This is a genomic window from Litoribrevibacter euphylliae, assembly GCF_042646085.1.
Classification (GTDB): Bacteria; Pseudomonadota; Gammaproteobacteria; order Pseudomonadales; family Litoribrevibacteraceae; genus Litoribrevibacter; species Litoribrevibacter euphylliae.
On the sequence record NZ_JBHRSZ010000007.1, the window covers coordinates 75,043 to 92,048 of the forward strand.

Consider the following 17,006-nt stretch of genomic DNA (forward strand, 5'->3'; position numbering starts at 1 on the left):
CAACAGCACACGTCATTAAGCATCACAGAATCAGACTCTATTAGACACATTTTACTGCATTTGTTTTGATAGGTCTTTTATCAACAATCAGGTCAATAGTGCGCTCCTGTATAATCCAATGACCAAGATATCCAGTAATGACCAAGACACTCAGTGCACGACAGTTATAGAGCGTTAGAACAGAACCACCAGCCAAAACATAAGACGAGACAATTTTTCATGAATAAGCCTACTTTGGCAGTGATAGGAAGTGGCATCGCCGGTTTATCCGCCGCGTGGTTACTCAAGGATAAGTATCAAGTCACCCTATTTGAGAAACACGACCAACCAGGAATGGGGGCTTATGCAGTAGATGTCGGTGATGAGCACGCATCAGTGAACATCGATATTCCACTACGAATCATCACCTCAGGCTACTACCGTGAACTCTATCAGTTATACAACACCGTGGGTGTGGCCATCGAACGTACCGATCACGCCGGGGCTTTCTTTAAAGATTCAGGCGAGCAGGTCTTTCACTACAAGAACTACCATTTTGGCAACAAAAGTTACTCCTTTCTGAACAGCCCCAACCGCTTTACCCGTACCAACATCAGTCACGGTTACGAAGCCACCGAGTTTCTGTGGCGCTTAAGTCGTTTTGTGATTGCTGATATTGAACAACTGACCTTTGGGGATTTCATTCGACGCGCTGGCTATCAACATTCTTCTTTTGTGAAGCTAGTACTGATGCCGATGCTGTCCACCATTTGCACCTGCGATTACGACAGCATTTATCAGTATCCTGCCCATATCATCGTCGATTACCTGACCTGCGGTGTAACTAAAGAAGGAGTGTGGAAAGCCACTTACGGTGTCACAGACATCGTTGCTCGCCTAACACAAGGCTACCAAGTACATACCGGCCATGCCATCGACAACATTACGGAGTCCCAAACATCATCGGTTGCGAGTGATCACAAGCCACTTAACTTAACCTTGGATAACGGCGAGCAGATGACCTTTGACCAGGTGGTGATTGCGACCCAGCCACAGCATGCCGCGCAGATGATTTCTGGCATTGATCCAATTACGTCTAAGCAATTGGCCTCAATTCCATTTGAGCAAAGTGAAATGGTGGTTCACCGGGATCAGAGCATCTACCCACAGCATTGGAAGAAACTCTCACCCGTCTATTATTCGGTCGACCCGAAAGCCCAGCGCCCTATGGCAACCGTCTGCCTTAACAAGTCGATGCCAAGTGTCAAAGACTGTCGTCCGGTCTTTCAAACCTGGCATCCAACCGTGGAGTTGAATCCTAAGCAAGTGCTGGCACGTGCGACCTTTGAACGTCCACTGGTCACCTTCGATACTCTGAAGACGCTTTCCAACATCAAAGATTCAATGGCTCAGCCGAATAATACCTTGTGGTACTGCGGCTCCTATTTGGGGGGAGGCATTCCGTTATTGGAAGCCGGGGTACGGTCTTCACTGGCCGTTGCTAACCATCTCGGCGTGACTGCACCTTGGCAGTAACTTCAACGACAGATTAAGCACTAATCAATAAGGCTCGCCCATAACAATCCAGCATCGTACTAATGGCTTGTTTGGCGGTCGAGCCGTAACTGACCACTCCGTCCTGATGCCCTTTCATCACAAAGATCCCTTGAGACGGATTGGCTTGATCCCGATACAACTGCTGTACTGCCTCCGCCATTTCGGGCGTGCCATAGGGTACCTCGGCGGCGGTAGCGGCTAGCCCTAGCGCCTCACTGTGTTGCCATATCTCAGGGCAATGACTGTGTAAAATCCACGACACCTGATCGCTGCATTGATACAACGCCGCATGAGTCATGGATTCCGACGATGGTGGTAGCATCCCCTCGGAATCAATGTGGTTTTGTTCAAGATCACTGACCAGTACGCGCGCAAAATGCTGAGGTTCTGCGGTGATCACACCGCTGGTTTGACTGGCGCTGATAATAAATTGCTGAGACGACTCACGGGCGCTGATGTTGCCATAGCCTAATCCGCCATAGCGTTGAGGATCTTGCCCAAGCCATTGCAGGCGACGACTTAAATCACGCCAGACCATCAATTCACTCAACACCGAAGCATTGACCGGTCGATCCAATGTTTGGTGCGTTAGCGAAAACTTTATAACGCCTTCCTGCTCCGACATGCGTTCTTCCTTACTTGCTCAACCTCATCGGCCACCCGACCATGACCACTGCTTTGCATCGCTGGCAATTACCGATAGTATCTATGCCAGTTCAGATTCCTCTTTGCGCTAAGGAAAGCAAACCATGGCCACCAAGGCAACGCCTAAATTCTCCATCTATTCGACTCAAGACAGAACACCCATGCATTTTTCCGGTGCCAATGGCTTTCCCGTGGGATGTTACGATGCCTTACTCAATGGTCTGAGCCAACGCTTTTCAATCACCAGTGTTTGGCATAAAGCGCTTTGGCCCGGTATCGGAGACCCTAATGACGCGTTAACTTGGGATGATTATGCCGACGACCTGATTCAACACCTCAAAACCAAGCACAACCGCCCGGTGGTGGGTGTCGGGCATTCGATGGGCGCGTCAATTACTCTCATTGCTGCAGCCAAAGCACCAAAACTGTTTTCGAAATTGGTGCTTATCGAACCTGTGATCATAAGCCCATTACAAAGCTTCTTGTGTCAGTATTCCCCGCAGAGCTGGTTGTCAGGGATCGAACCCGTGAAATCAACGCTTAAAAAGCCGTCTCAATGGAAGAGCAAAGAGCAAGCCTTGGCGTACTTTAAGCAAAACACGGCCTATAAACGCATTCCACAAGAGCAACTGACCACGATACTCAACAGCATGGTTGAACAAGAAGGCCAACACACCAAGCTGGTTTATCCGCTGAATTGGGAAATTGCCAACTACTTAGCTGGTCGTAACATCCTTAGCGACGTTAAAAAACTCAAAGTCCCGACCGCCTTTATTCGCGGCAAGCCGTCGTTATTTGTTCACGATAAGAGCTGGCATCGTTTAATGAGAGCCAAACCTAAGCTGCACTATATAACTGAGCGTGACTATGGCCACTTAATGCCGTTTGAAGCGCCACAAATTACCCGACAGCTGATTATGTCGACGTTGAAAAAGATGGATGAAGATTAAACAGAAAGGAACAAGCAGAAGTACACACTGTGTATCTCGACTGGTTGCGTCCAGATTGCCACCAGTCGTAAGACACAAACCGTCGATTATCAGGTAATCACGGTCAAAACGATCAGACCCGCAACGTACAAGGTTGCTCCCCAACCCAATGCCAACAGCACATTCATCACAGATCTAACGCTTGGAGTCATAGTTTGAACATGTTGCATAATAGCGTTCCTACCCTCAGGTTAATTGCTAAAACCAGTACTCTATAAAGAGTTTATGACATTCTTTTGAGTGAATTGGACGGCTATGTCAGACTCTCTGTTTCATTTCATAGACACCTCTGCTGAGCCCTGAATATGATCTGTCGCCCTACTGGGTACCGCCGATTTTTTTACTTCGCTAGTTCTGCTGCAATGCGTCATAATCCCTTAATACGTCAGCATTATTTTTGAATTTCAACCCGCTCGTGAGCCCGCTTATGAATACAACTATGTTCCTTTTCGGCTTCTTATCTGCCTTAGCGTCGATCTTTGTGTGGCGCGCATTTCAGCTCAAACGCTTCGATCTTTCCGACGAACTGTTGAATTTAAAACCGGATGACCACCACTGGGGAAATCTCGGTTACTGGGAAAATACCCAAGACTATGGCGAAGCCTGTCGGCAACTGGCCATGAAGGTGGGAGATCAGGCGGCACTGGATCAAACGTCGGATATTCTCGACGTTGGCTTTGGCTGCGGCGATCAGTTGATACTCTGGCATCAGCACTATCGGGTGAAAACCATCTCCGGCGTAAACACCTCTCAAGCACAAGTCGGTTTGGCTCAAAAAAAATTACGCTTTGAGGGTATTAACGCCTTTCTTCATCACTACGATCATCGAGCCATTAATAATCAAGCCGATCGCAATTTCTCCCACGTGTTATCAGTCGATGCAGCCTATTTCTTTGATGAACGGGATCAGTGGTTTAAGCAAGTCCATCGAGTCCTTAAACCCGAAGGCAAGCTGGTCGTGACCGATCTGGTGATTCCGCATCCCCCCAGCGACCTGCTGCAAGAGTTCATCATGCGCAGCCTGTTATGGTTATGCGGCATTCCTAAAGACAATGTCATCACCCTGGACGCCTATAAACAACAACTCACTGAAGCGGGCTTTGCCACTGTCTCCGAAGCAGACATCTCAGACGCAGTGATGGACGGTTTTGCCCATTGGCTACCCACGTATCGTCAACAATTTGAAGGCGTCGGCAGCTTGCCTATCTGGCAAAAGTATCAGGCAACCGCCAAGATTCTTAGCTGGCTACGAAAACACGACCTTCTGCGTTGTTATCTGATCTGCGCACAACGCTAAAGCCACGTTATATGTAAGGCTTTTCTTACCCATCTGAACGCACACATCGCTCAAAAATTGATCTACATCAATAATCCGACGCCATTCCTTTTATTGGGCCTTGGGTTATTGATACGGATCAATATTTCTTCCGCTGCATGATCTAATCTGGACACAAGTTAGAGATGACAAGCCCCTTAAGAAAAGGGCCAGGAGATATAACATGAGCAGCATTTACGATTTTCAAGAAACTGCAGTATACGAAGATGAACCAATGGAAAAAGCCGATAACTCAATTCTTACCTACATCGTACCGATTGCGGTGTTAGCGGTATTAAATATGGTTCCTATCGCGGCGGGTTTATTCCATTACTTCACACGGTAACAATTTAAGGGCGTGGCCTCAGGGTCCGGCGGCGTCCTTTTTTAGACACTAGGGTAGTAGTGTCACCTTGTCAGTAGGCCTTAGTGGCTGAACGACTGTAATGCGATTTTCGATTCCCTCCTAATCGAGTCTTTTGCCGAGGTTATCCCTCGGCTTTTTTATGCCCGAAAATCTAAGTAAGCGAGTCGAAAGTTAGAGAAAAAGAACCGCTTACAGCGCCCGCTCTAGTCCCCGCATCAAACCATCGCGAGACAAATGGGCATCTTTGGCATTGTCGGAGACTTTCATTACACAAAATTTTGCTTGCAGCAATTTGGCTCGTTTCTTAGCCCGTGCCGCCAGGGTCGAGATGTCCAATGACGATTCGCCCTCAGGTATATCTTGTTGCACGACGCCCACCGAGAGAGTACTTAACGGGAACTTCTGTGGTTCACCATTACGGTCGAAGGCGTCCATATAGCCAGCATTCGCCATGGCACTGGGATAAAAACTCTTCACCTTCTGGGAGAACGACTGTTGAATTTTGTGACAGGTTTCCGTCAAGTCATTCACCCCGTGGAACACCACTAGGAAGTCATCACCGCCTACATGTCCGATAAAAGAATTCTGATCATGCAAATGGGCTCTTAAGATGTTAGCCAGTAACTGAATCACCTGATCCCCAATGGAATAGCCCAAGACATCGTTCAGCGGCTTAAAGTTGTCGATATCGAAATAGGCCAATGAATAGCGTTCTCTGGACTCTTCCATTTCCCGCAGCTTTTCATTGATCGGCACATTGCCCGGTAATAAAGTCAATGGGTTCGCATAACGCGCCGAACGAATCTTCATATCAGTGATCCGCTTCAACACATCACGAGTACTGCCAATGCCGTGGTATTTGCTTTCCTTGGTAATAATGAAGTGCTGACGAATGTAGAGGTCTTCCTCATCGGTCAACATGCGACTGACGATGGAAAGGTCTTCACCCCAAGGTACTACAATCGGCGTCTGCGTCATGTAGTGCTTCACCGCTTTCTTTTCATGCAGCGCCCGACCGAAGGGTAAGGAGAACAACTCCATCAGACTCCACTTAGAAATCATGCCCACCGGTTTTTCATCATCGACGACAGGAATCGAAGAAACATGCACCGCATCCGAGAAACGTTTTGCGACATCCCCTAAGGGCGTCAGAGGAGAAACTGGGGGAATATAAGTGGCCAGTGCACCGACCTTGCCCAAAGAGATCTTATTCTCCATTGATGGACGTGAACGATTGAGATTAGTCGCCACCGGATGCACTTTGGGCTTGCCGAAGTAAAAGCCCTGACAAAACGGAATACCCAATTCATGGATGGTTTTGTATTCGGATTCGGTTTCCACCCCTTCCGCCACCAGCTGACAGCCCATGCCATTGGCAAGATTCACCACGGAAGCAACGAATTCACGCTTCACCAAGTCGGTATCGATGTCGCGAATGAAGTGTCGATCAATTTTGACGTAATCAGGTTTGACTTCCGACCACAGCTTTAATCCAGAATAACCTGCACCCAAATCATCGATGGCTACTTTAAAGCCTCGTTCTTTGAGCATTGCTAAGGCTTTTAGTGTCTGTCCCATATCGGTAGCAGGGTAACGTTCAGACAACTCAAGTACGACCTTAGTGGCTTCGACATCCAACTCTGACATCAAGCGATCGAGTTTATCTAAATCAAACACCGGGGGTTCTAATACTTGAGGACTGATATTGACGAACAAGTAGCCATCCACACTCAAGGCTTTAAAGCGCTGTGCTGCTCGATTCCGGCAAAGTCGTTCCAGTTCCTGTTGCAAGCCCGCACGCTCGGCAGTTTCAAACAACACGCCAGCGGAATACAAGGGTGAGTCAGAAGGCCCTCGACTCAACGCTTCATAGCCCAACACCAATTGCTTACGGATATCTACAATGGGTTGAAACACAGATTGTATCGATCCCTGACAGATGATTTCCCTAAGCGACTCTTCCAGTGCGCACCAATTCATATCACCAGCCACAACTTATAGATGATTGAATCCTGCCATTCAAAACAGAAGCTATTTCCTAAGGAGCCCCTAGAAAACGCCCTGATAGACAGCACAATTCATACGACAAAAGAATGATTAATAACTGGGCGTATGGTGCAGCGGTTTGATGACAATTAGATGACAGAAACCCCTCTCAATGATGGAGAATCACTTGATTACGGCCGTTTTCCTTCGCCAGATACAAGGCTTGATCCGCTTGTTTGTAGAGCGACTCTTCGTCGGCAGCGTCATTACTATCGGCCAACCCAATACTGCAAGTAATGGAATGACCGGCATGAGATACGGTAGCTACCGTCTTACGAACCCGCTCCATCACCAGTGCGGCGTCGTTTAAGCTGGTATTAGGCAACAAAATGGCAAACTCTTCCCCACCAACGCGGCAGACTATATCCAGATCGCGCGTCTCGCGCACCAATACACTTGAGAAGATTTGCAGCACTTCATCACCGACATCGTGCCCATGGGCATCATTTACTTGTTTGAAATGATCAATATCGGCAATGGCCAAGCAAAACTGTTGATCGGAATGACGCTTCAAATTACTGAACAGCATTTGCAGCTCTTTATCGAAATAACGCCGGTTCTTACAACCCGTTAACGCATCAGTTATGGTTAAATTACGCAATCGACGTTCCAGTTCTTTTTGCTCACTTATGTCTACCCAGGAACCCACATAGCCAATGATTTTCTTACGTCGGGACTCCAGCGGAAAAATCTGAAATAGCCCTTCGACAGGCGTGCCCTGACAATTAGTAAACTTAAGCTCGCCCTTCCACGATGGTTCTTTTGTTAATCCTTGCCAAATTTTTTCCAACGCCACTCTGTCGCGCTCGTTTAATAAACTCGATAACCGCTGCCCTTTTGAAGATTCCGAAGTCATACCCATCAACCGCAGAAACGCCGCATTGGCATTCAGCATATGTTGCTGACGATCCATTAATACAATCGGCGACATCGACCGCATCGCTGCTTGCGCCATAAACGAAAGATCCAACATCAAAGAACGTCGGTACGTCCACCAGGCAATTAATAATGCAATCACAACCACGACCAACATAAACATGGTCATTCGAGTGGTCAGATGCGCTTGTTCTGATGCCGATAACGCGGCCACTTTGTCATCGGTGAAATAAGCGACCAACCAGCTGCGGTAGACGCCTAAGTTGTCAAACTCCACATCCAGCGGCCGCACCACAAAGCGCACCCCCTGATCATGAATTATCTGGGGCGTTGAAACGGCCGCTTTCGTTGTTCGCTGAGAGATATGCTTCCAGGCATTGGGATACAAAGTGGTGAACGGCTGTTGATCAAACGTTAACTCACCATGTTCACCAAACAGGTAATGACCGTCTTCAGAGAGCAACAACAAAAAAGCGTCGCTTTTGCCGGTAAATTCCAACATTTCTGCTACTAACGCCCCCACCGACACCGTCTGCACCACATACCCTAACGGTAAGAAACCATCGTAAACCGGGGCGACCACTTCAATGTGAGGCTCTTCATGTTCATAGCTATCACCAATGAAGACGCCCACCTCATTCATGGAAATTTGTTTGATGTAGGGGAAATAGTTGTAAATACGAATGTTGTCTCTCTTGGTGGATACATCGTATTTCTCTGTTTCAAGCGGTGTAATCTTGATTCGGGTATAGCCATCCAAAGACACCAAACGTAATGACATGACGTAAGAGTTAGAAATCAGTACGTTCTGGAACACATCCAACACCAGATTCCCCAGGCTTTCCACATCCTCGGAATCCTCTTCTAACAGAAAGAACTGAACAATGGACAAATCTGACAGCAAGAAAGTGGTTTGTTCCAAATGTTGCATGCGCGTGGACACTTGTCGGGCAAACACCTTAATTAACTGTTGAGTTAACGACGTTTGTTCCGATACCACCTGATCAACGATGCGCCGTTCAGTACTGGTGACTTGAACGTAAGCGCCTACCAGCCCAATCAGCAGCAAGGTTGTAAAAGTCACTAGAACCCGAACATAGACGGTTCGAAAAGCAGAGCCTATCACGCATTAACCCGGACATTACTATGATTCTCTATAGACTAGCTGGTTTATCGGAGTGCGTGACTCTGCCCTTATAATTTTTGTGCTTAGGTTTCTATTTTCGCACGCTTTCGTTCATTGCAACTCTGCTACACCGCAATCTGATTGGATAAAGCCGCCGCCCAGTCTCGCGAGGACGCATCCTTCCCCCAATGGTTTAACGGGTTCAGGAAACGGGTCATGAATCGCAACGGCAAAAACCCTAAATCCCAACCATAACGAGGAATCACATGCAGATGCACATGCGGTACATGCTGGTTCGCCGACGGCCCGTCGTTTATCAAGAAGTGAACGTCTTTGATCGAGCTATCAACACGCTTCATCGCTTGACTGATCTTTCGTCCTGCCTGCCAGATGCCTTGAAGTTCCGAATCCTCCAGTTGATCAACACTGCCTTGGTGGCTCTTACTCAAGATGATCACATGACCGGGACTTAGCGGAAATTTATCCACAATAGCTCGACAGTGTTCGTCCTCATAAACCGTGTGGGCAGGTAATGCCCCTTGATTGATTTGGCAAAAAATACAGCTCATATCCGTCCTCCTTGAAGGGTTAAAATGTCTTTTCTGGTCAATATGACGTCTATCTTGGCCACCACCTACCGAAAATCCTCATAAGAATCTATGCTATAAGGTACAGATTCGTCTTCACTTCGACTCAGGTATACTCTGGATCGACTTTTGCTCTCCATTCAGCGGAACATAGGGCTAATGGCTTGAAATAGGTCTAGAGAAACGTATATAACATCTCTCGGGTATAAGAAAGTCACAGTGAGAAACACATGGTAAAACAAAAACAAAAAGATTCACGCTTTTCGAAAGAGCACTGGATCAAAAAAGCTCTCGAAGTGCTCTCCCAAACGGGCGGCGCCAAAATACACATTGAGAAACTGGCTGCCAAATTGGGAGTCACCAAAGGCAGCTTTTACTGGCATTTTGAAAGCCGTAATGATTTTGTCGAACAAGTACTCGACTACTGGGAAGAGAAATGCACCCAAGTGGTTATCGACTACTTAAACGAACAAACCCACGCCTCTGGAAAAGATCTAATCAAAGCTTTAATCAATTATCTGCACGACAACGACTTGTTGGCCTATGAAATGCCTGTTCGCTCTTGGGCGGTTCAGGAAAGCCAGGTACAAAAGCGCGTGGAAGCGGTAGACATTAACCGAGCAGACTTTATTAAAGAGAAGCTACAGAACTCTGGTACCGATGCAACTACAGCGGAGAGGTTTGCGTATCAGTTTATTTGTTTCTGCGACTGCCACGGCTTTATGTTACCGCCATTGTCGAAAGAGCAGCACAGAGCGCAATTGCACTGGCTGGCGGATACCTGTCTGTAACGGCACACGTATCCCCTCGCAGAGAGACAACACATTTCAGATATTGTCTCAGAGCAAGCACTGCAGAAAGGGCCTTATTGCATAGCAATAAGGCCCTTTCTTTTGGGTAACTTATTGAAAAACTGCCACCCTGATCTACATTTTAAATACGCACAACTCCCATCCTCACTAAATACTACGACGGCTTCAACCAGGGATTTCATTCGGTATGAGTGACGAGCAAACACGTTCCACGCCACTATCTAATTCTCTGGCTAGTTCTCTGGCCGTCAGAATCCCATTGACCTTTATTGTGATCATGCTGCTGTTCGTTGCCGCCTTTCTATTGGTCATGGAGCTGCGAGGAAAGCCGTTACTCATTAATCTGTCTAATCAACAGGTACAACAAACCGGCGAGTCTATGGTGGCCCAGTTAGGTCGCCGTATTAAACAAACCGAGTCTCTGGTTCTGGCCATGGCCAAAGCCGGGGAAACGCTGCCCCAAGATGACGCCTTACATCGCAACGTCATCAAAAACATTATTGATCACGAAGGTACCGAAAACTTTATTGCCGGCGGGGGCATCTGGCCAGAACCAAACCTATATGACCCGGACATCGAGCGGCGCAGCTTTTTTTGGGGGCGTGATCAATCCAATCAATTGATCTATTACGACGATTACAATCATCCGGCGGGCAGTGGTTATCATCATGAAGAATGGTATGTGCCCGCTAAATTACTCAAGCCCAGTGAAATCTACTGGTCTCGCTCCTACATGGACCCCTACTCCTATCAATCGATGGTCACAGCCACCGCGCCCATGTTTCGTGACGGGCGTTTTTATGGCGTCACTACCATTGATCTGAAACTGGAAGGGCTCTCCGAATTCCTCGCTAAAGAATCCGAGAAGTTCGGTGGTTACGCCTTCGCGCTGGATCGAAATGGCACATTTTTATCCCATCCAAACGAAGAACTTACCAAAGAGTTTGGCGTCGATGAAGAAGGCAACCGTACCGAAGCCTATTTAGACATTGATACGCTTATAGACTCTTCACCTCACTTCAACAGTCTGGTTGCAGGACTCAAAAAATGGGATGAATTGCAACCACTGTCAGCGAACGCCGAAAAACAGGCCGAACAACTGGCCAATGACAGCTATCAGATCAATCAGGAAGAAGCCCATCGGATTATTCAAACCTTAACCGACCCGCTGAAAAGCCATATACACGGCGACACCTACCTTTCACAATTAAATATCACCACCGACCCGATTCTCGATGAACCCGTGTTGGTTAATATCTTTCATGTGCCCGATACCTACTGGAAAGTCATCACCGTCACTCCGCAACAACGCGCATTCGCGGCCAGTAAGAAAATCATTGATTCAGTGTTATTTGCTTCTTTTATTGTGCTGGCGATCAGCTTATTGGTCGGTTTTATCATCATGCAACGAAGCTTGGTTCAGCCGTTACTCAGCATGACCACTCAGATTAAACACCTCGATCTGGAAAAGTTGGCCATCACTAAAGAACCGGCCATAAAAAACATAGATCAAGGCGAGCTGGGTGAATTAGCCACCCAATTCAATGCCCACACCAAACAACTGGTGCACGCCAATTCGGCGCTGGCGCATCAAATTGATCTGGCTAAGCAAGCCGCCGATGCTAAATCACAATTTCTGGCCAATATGAGCCATGAAATCCGCACCCCGATCAATGGTGTTCTCGGCATGCTGACGCTGATGGATCATACTCAACTCAACAAACAACAAAGCCATTACACCAGCATGGCTCGATCCAGTGCCGAATCGTTACTGACCATCATCAACGACATTCTCGACTTCTCAAAAATTGAAGCCGGTAAACTCGATATCGAAACCATCGACTTTGATCTTCGCAGTTTGTTGAATGATTTCGCGGGCAGCATCGCCCCTCTGGCCCAACGCAAAGGGCTGGAACTCATTCTCGACATTAACCACATCTCTCATCGTATGGTCAAAGGTGATCCCGGCCGCATTCGGCAAGTACTCAGTAATCTGGTATCGAACGCCATTAAATTCACCAATGCCGGGGAAGTCAGCATTAAAGTGAAATTAGAAAATGCCGGTAAGTTGGGCATGATCATGTACGGCTCGGTCAGCGATACCGGCATCGGTATTCCCAGAGAAAAACAAGATCAGCTGTTTAAATCCTTTTCACAATTAGACGCCTCGAACACCCGAAAATACGGCGGTACTGGTCTTGGGTTAGCGATCAGCAAACAGCTCTGTGAATTGATGGGCGGCGGCATCTCATTAATCAGTGAACTGAATCAAGGCAGCCAATTTAACTTCTCCATCAATTTGCAATCCAGTGTGCATGACCTCCCCTCGCTGCCATCCGTGAACCTCACTGACACACCGATTTTGTTGGTGGATGACAATGCCACTAACCGGCTGGTACTCAAAGGCCAATTAGAAAGCTGGGGCGCGGAGATAGTGGAAGCCAACAACGCCGAAGAAGCGTTGAATTGTCTGGCACAGCATCCTCTGGAACACTTTAAAGTCGCCATTCTCGACATGCATATGCCCAGCATGAACGGCGCAGATCTCGGCCAGAAAATCAAAGAAGACCCTCGTTTTGAACACATTCATTTAATTATGATGACATCCATGGGGGAGCGTGGTGATGCCAGCTACTTTGCTGAACTCGGTTTTTCCGGCTACTTCCCCAAACCGGCCTCAATTCAGGACATTTACGATGCACTGTCTGTGGTGCTAGAAGGCGGTAAAGCCTTGGAAACAGCGAAGCCGTTGGTCACTCATCACCACATCAAAAGTCTCAAGCGTTCGGTTCATAAAGACGATGCCAAAATACTCTTAGTCGAAGACAATCTGATTAATCAGCAAGTCGCCTTAGGCCTTATCGAACGTTTAGGTTATCAGGTCGATACTGCCACTAATGGTCAGGAAGCCCTGCATTATCTGAAAACATCACCGCCTGATGCGCCCTACAGCATTATTTTGATGGATTGCCAAATGCCGGTGATGGATGGCTATCAAGCCACAGAAACGATTCGTTCAGGCGAGTGCCGGGAAGAATACAAGGACATCACCATCATTGCGTTAACGGCCAATGCGATGAAAGGCGATATGGAATACTGCATTGAAGTCGGGATGAATGATTATATGAGCAAACCCATCGACCCTGTGACCCTGAAAGAAAAATTAGACCACTGGTTACATGGAAAAGCACCGGCCGAAGACTCGACCGATGCTCAGGAAACAGGGAATCGTTAGCTTGAAGCAGCTAACTTGTAAACGCTTTAAAATAAGCGTTCGAAAACAAACGCTTACCAATAGCAGATATTAGAAAAATAATCACACAGTGCATCGTGATTTGCTTGCTCTACGCTATTATGCGGTACAAACACTTCATACTGAGTAGAAAATTCCATAACAGATAACCTCCGGGTTGAGTTATATAAAATGGCTAATCAACGACTTGTGATCGCCTTTCGCCATGAGATCTACTGTATGGAATTCCGCAATACTTTTCTTGACCCAAGAGCTCACAAACTTGACTCTGGGTAACACATTTAGGCCATTCTTTAATCAAGCGCCAACTCGGGCTCTCTTGGCTCGTGACTGACGATCAATTCCTGAGATTTTGCTTCCTTCAGCGCCACCACTTGCTGAGTAATCCACTGGTCGATGGACGTTTTCACCTTGGCTAAGGTGATTTCTTCCCACTTATTTTCCAGACGTTCCTGCCCCACCATGCCGACCAAAGTTTTAGCCACCACTTCTTCGCTCTGTGCATCTACAAACTCGGCTTCTACGAACACATAAATCTCTTCATCACGAACTCCGATTGCTTTTGAAACGCCTGTTACCGCCAGCGCCGCCGGTAAAAATTCATAGAAACGTAACGCTTCGTCTTTGGTTTCTATCCCAGTGATCGCCACGCGTGCTGTCAGGGTTTTGCCATACGGCTGATCGGAGACGCGGTAATATTCTTGGAGTTTTTTCGACATCGCTCGCTGCATGTATTTGCGGATCGAGTTAATGGCTTTGTTCGTCACCTGACGATCACGGGCAATACCTCGCTCAATACGAATCGGTGCAACTATAGCTGTGTGATAGCTTCTCAAATCCACCCCTGGCGCAATCCAGGCTTTGGACGTAACAAACTCCCGTTCTTGTTCTTCCACTTGATTAAACGAACGGTAATCTTTGATAAATCCGGTATAAGGGCGATCAACGCCTGGTGCTTTTGGTGCAAACAAAGCACACCCGGAAAGCCAAACCAAGGCGCATCCAGCCAAAGCAAGTTTAAGGGATGAGCCAACAGATAGATTCGAAGACATGTCTCTTTATCCTTTTATTATTATTTTTAGAGCACTTGATAGCCCTAAGGCGTCATTCAGAGTTGTTTAAAGAGTATTCAGTTACAAGATGTCACACAAGCTTTTTTGTGAAAAAACGACAGTATGGAGATACGGTATGGACTATAAACAGCGACAGAAAAGCCCAAACCTGTGTCCAGATTTGGGCTTTGTATTAACTCCCAATGATCCTCTCTGAAGATCATCAGCTCACTCAAACGAAATCACTTAAGCAAAATCACTTAGGACACGGCAAAGGCCTCTTCAGAAATCCCCATTAAACTATCAGATCCCGTCAAGATAGCATCACGATGACCACACGTTCTCGGCAAAATCTTATCAAAATAGAACTTGGCAGTTTCTATTTTACCGCGATAGAAGTCCACATCATCACTGCCATTCGCTAACTGTTCAGCGGCTTTCTCTGCCATCATGGCCCAGAAATACGCCATCACGATGTAGCCTGAGTACATCAAATAATCCACCGAGCTGGCACCGATTTCATCGCGATTCTTGATCGAACGATAGACCACTCGCAGAGTTAGACGCGTCCATTCGCCGTTTAATTGTTTCAGTTTCTTAATCAAAGGTTTGATTTCAGAACGGTGTTTACCGGGGACGTAATCAGAGCGGCCATTGCAGTAGTTTTTCACTTCCTTAGTGAAACGTCGGAAGGCACCACCGCGATCCAATAAGATTTTACGCCCTAATAAATCCAACGCCTGAATACCTGTAGTACCTTCATACAAGGTCGAGATGCGGGTATCACGAACGATCTGCTCCATGCCCCATTCTTTGATGTAGCCATGACCACCAAACACCTGCATGCCAAGGTTGGCAGCTTCACAACCACTTTCCGTAAGGAAGGCTTTGAGAATAGGCGTTAGGAACCCCAAATCATCATCGGCACGTTCACGAATTTCTTCGGTGGCGCCATCCACATAATAATCAGCAATGTTGGCTGCGTAATAGATCATGGCACGACCGCCTTCGGCAAAGGCTTTTTGGGTCAACAACATACGGCGCACATCCGGATGGAAAATAATGGGGTCGGCCACTTTATCCGGTGCTTTTTTCCCACTCAAAGAACGCATTGAACACCGCTCTTTGGCATAGGCCAACGCCCCCTGGAAGGAGCGTTCCGCAGCGCTGGAACCTTGTAAGCCGGTGCCGATGCGCGCGGTGTTCATAAAGGTGAACATGCACTGCAACCCTTTATTCGGAGGTCCGATCAAATAGCCTTTGGCGTCTTCAAAGTTCATAACACAGGTTGATGACGCCTTGATGCCCATCTTTTTCTCAAGCCCCGAGCACACCACACCGTTACGCTCACCAACCGAGCCATCCGCTGCGGGTAGGAACTTCGGCACAATAAACAGAGAAATACCGCGCGTCCCTTTCGGAGCATCCGGCAAACGCGCCAGCACAATATGAACAATGTTCTCGGCCATGTCGTGTTCACCGGCAGAAATAAAGATCTTTGTGCCGGTGAGATTGTAAGAACCGTCGGCATTCAATTCGGCACGGGTTTTTACCTGACCTAAATCGGTACCACATTGAGGTTCCGTCAAGCACATAGTGCCTGTCCAAGTACCTTCAATCAGCTTGGTAAGATAGGTTTGTTTCTGTGCTTCATCACCGTGTAAGAAAATAGTATTCATGGCACCAATACTGAGCCCTGGGTACATCCCCCACGACCAGTTGGCGATAGAAATTAGTTCCGATTTCAACACGCCCAGCGAAATAGGTAGCCCTAAACCGCCGTATTCCGGGTCATGGTTAATGCCTTGCCAACCACTTTCCACATAAGTCTGATAGGCTTCTTTGTAGCCTTTCGGGGTGTGTACCACACCATCTTCCAAGCGGCACCCTTCTTCGTCGCCTGATTGGTATAACGGTGCTAATTCCTGTTCGCTGAACTTGGCACACTCTTCCAGAATTGCATTCACTGTATCGGGCGTTGCTTCTGCACCTTTTTCAAAGTTCTTATAGTGTTCGTAGGAATTCAATAACTCTTCAAAGACAAATCGCATATCCCGTAGCGGGGCTTTAAATTCTGGCATGACTTTCACTCCTGATGATTCTTGTCGATACGCGGACACGGTTTTGAACTAACGAGCGGACAAAAAAATAGGCAGTGAATTAACCGTCGAACCAGCACCTCTGATGGAAGCAAGTGCTCACTGTCGATTAATCGCGACTGCCCTAACATATAAGTAGCGAACCGTTCTCGCGGTTTGTGAGTCGCTGCCGGAGACAGGTTTCAGAGCAAACTCACAGTCGCTATAGTCTCAGATTGAGTGGAGATCAGAAGGTCATTTACAGACGACCCATCGGTCACTTTCGGACAAAAAGCTTTCCAATCGTTTATTTATTAGGCATGA

General features: G+C 47.3%; 12 protein-coding genes. 6 read left to right on the forward strand and 6 right to left on the reverse strand.

From position 1 onward, the window contains the following. Window positions 1–219: 219 nt before the first annotated feature. Window positions 220–1,515, forward strand: coding sequence for an FAD-dependent oxidoreductase (locus ACFOEK_RS15790; protein WP_386722430.1), 1,296 nt, complete (start codon window positions 220–222; stop codon window positions 1,513–1,515). Window positions 1,516–1,528: 13 nt separating this feature from the next. Here the strand turns inward: ACFOEK_RS15790 and ACFOEK_RS15795 are convergent, their stop codons facing one another. Continuing rightward, on the reverse strand, window positions 1,529–2,161 hold the full coding sequence (locus ACFOEK_RS15795) for a class II aldolase/adducin family protein (protein WP_386722431.1): 633 nt from the start codon (window positions 2,159–2,161) through the stop codon (window positions 1,529–1,531). Between the two features lie 124 nt (window positions 2,162–2,285). On the opposite strand from ACFOEK_RS15795, the gene ACFOEK_RS15800 reads away from it, so the two are divergent. The 3 genes from ACFOEK_RS15800 to ACFOEK_RS15810 all read left to right on the forward strand — a co-directional run bounded on the left by ACFOEK_RS15800 (window position 2,286) and on the right by ACFOEK_RS15810 (window position 4,831). Further along, window positions 2,286–3,131: an alpha/beta fold hydrolase gene (locus ACFOEK_RS15800; RefSeq protein WP_386722432.1), complete on the forward strand. Its 846-nt coding sequence runs from the start codon at window positions 2,286–2,288 to the stop codon at window positions 3,129–3,131. Window positions 3,132–3,609: 478 nt separating this feature from the next. Then, window positions 3,610–4,467 carry a methyltransferase domain-containing protein gene (locus ACFOEK_RS15805; RefSeq protein WP_386722433.1) on the forward strand — a complete coding sequence of 286 codons (858 nt, stop codon included), beginning with the start codon at window positions 3,610–3,612 and terminating at the stop codon, window positions 4,465–4,467. 202 nt (window positions 4,468–4,669) lie between these two features. After that, a complete protein-coding gene (locus ACFOEK_RS15810; RefSeq protein ID WP_386722434.1) occupies window positions 4,670–4,831 on the forward strand; it encodes a hypothetical protein in 162 nt (53 codons plus the stop codon). A gap of 210 nt (window positions 4,832–5,041) precedes the next feature. Here ACFOEK_RS15810 and ACFOEK_RS15815 read toward each other — a convergent pair whose 3' ends face one another. The 3 genes from ACFOEK_RS15815 to ACFOEK_RS15825 form a co-directional block, all read right to left on the reverse strand. Then, window positions 5,042–6,832, reverse strand: a complete 1,791-nt coding sequence (locus ACFOEK_RS15815; RefSeq protein WP_386722435.1) for a GGDEF domain-containing protein — start codon at window positions 6,830–6,832, stop codon at window positions 5,042–5,044. A gap of 175 nt (window positions 6,833–7,007) precedes the next feature. Continuing rightward, window positions 7,008–8,858, reverse strand: a complete 1,851-nt coding sequence (locus ACFOEK_RS15820; RefSeq protein ID WP_386722436.1) for a sensor domain-containing diguanylate cyclase — start codon at window positions 8,856–8,858, stop codon at window positions 7,008–7,010. 167 nt (window positions 8,859–9,025) lie between these two features. Next, window positions 9,026–9,469 carry an HIT family protein gene (locus ACFOEK_RS15825; protein ID WP_386722437.1) on the reverse strand — a complete coding sequence of 148 codons (444 nt, stop codon included), beginning with the start codon at window positions 9,467–9,469 and terminating at the stop codon, window positions 9,026–9,028. Between the two features lie 248 nt (window positions 9,470–9,717). On the opposite strand from ACFOEK_RS15825, the gene ACFOEK_RS15830 reads away from it, so the two are divergent. Both ACFOEK_RS15830 and ACFOEK_RS15835 read left to right on the forward strand, forming a co-directional pair. Continuing rightward, window positions 9,718–10,278: a TetR/AcrR family transcriptional regulator gene (locus ACFOEK_RS15830; protein WP_386722438.1), complete on the forward strand. Its 561-nt coding sequence runs from the start codon at window positions 9,718–9,720 to the stop codon at window positions 10,276–10,278. Between the two features lie 208 nt (window positions 10,279–10,486). Further along, window positions 10,487–13,534 carry a response regulator gene (locus ACFOEK_RS15835; RefSeq protein WP_386722439.1) on the forward strand — a complete coding sequence of 1,016 codons (3,048 nt, stop codon included), beginning with the start codon at window positions 10,487–10,489 and terminating at the stop codon, window positions 13,532–13,534. Between the two features lie 311 nt (window positions 13,535–13,845). On the opposite strand, the gene ACFOEK_RS15840 is transcribed toward ACFOEK_RS15835, so the two are convergent. Beyond that, on the reverse strand, window positions 13,846–14,604 hold the full coding sequence (locus ACFOEK_RS15840) for a DUF3313 domain-containing protein (RefSeq protein ID WP_386722440.1): 759 nt from the start codon (window positions 14,602–14,604) through the stop codon (window positions 13,846–13,848). Window positions 14,605–14,864: 260 nt separating this feature from the next. Then, window positions 14,865–16,685: an acyl-CoA dehydrogenase C-terminal domain-containing protein gene (locus tag ACFOEK_RS15845; RefSeq protein WP_386722441.1), complete on the reverse strand. Its 1,821-nt coding sequence runs from the start codon at window positions 16,683–16,685 to the stop codon at window positions 14,865–14,867. Between the last annotated feature and the right edge of the window lie 321 nt (window positions 16,686–17,006).

Excerpts from the sequence above, each read along its gene's own strand:
- ACFOEK_RS15790 (WP_386722430.1), top strand. The coding sequence starts at position 220 with ATGAATAAGCCTACTTTGGCAGTGATAGGAAGTGGCATCGCCGGTTTA.
- ACFOEK_RS15795 (WP_386722431.1), bottom strand. The coding sequence starts at position 2,161 with ATGTCGGAGCAGGAAGGCGTTATAAAGTTTTCGCTAACGCACCAAACA.
- ACFOEK_RS15800 (WP_386722432.1), top strand. The coding sequence starts at position 2,286 with ATGGCCACCAAGGCAACGCCTAAATTCTCCATCTATTCGACTCAAGAC.
- ACFOEK_RS15805 (WP_386722433.1), top strand. The coding sequence starts at position 3,610 with ATGTTCCTTTTCGGCTTCTTATCTGCCTTAGCGTCGATCTTTGTGTGG.
- ACFOEK_RS15810 (WP_386722434.1), top strand. The coding sequence starts at position 4,670 with ATGAGCAGCATTTACGATTTTCAAGAAACTGCAGTATACGAAGATGAA.
- ACFOEK_RS15815 (WP_386722435.1), bottom strand. The coding sequence starts at position 6,832 with ATGAATTGGTGCGCACTGGAAGAGTCGCTTAGGGAAATCATCTGTCAG.
- ACFOEK_RS15825 (WP_386722437.1), bottom strand. The coding sequence starts at position 9,469 with ATGAGCTGTATTTTTTGCCAAATCAATCAAGGGGCATTACCTGCCCAC.
- ACFOEK_RS15830 (WP_386722438.1), top strand. The coding sequence starts at position 9,718 with ATGGTAAAACAAAAACAAAAAGATTCACGCTTTTCGAAAGAGCACTGG.
- ACFOEK_RS15835 (WP_386722439.1), top strand. The coding sequence starts at position 10,487 with ATGAGTGACGAGCAAACACGTTCCACGCCACTATCTAATTCTCTGGCT.
- ACFOEK_RS15840 (WP_386722440.1), bottom strand. The coding sequence starts at position 14,604 with ATGTCTTCGAATCTATCTGTTGGCTCATCCCTTAAACTTGCTTTGGCT.
- ACFOEK_RS15845 (WP_386722441.1), bottom strand. The coding sequence starts at position 16,685 with ATGCCAGAATTTAAAGCCCCGCTACGGGATATGCGATTTGTCTTTGAA.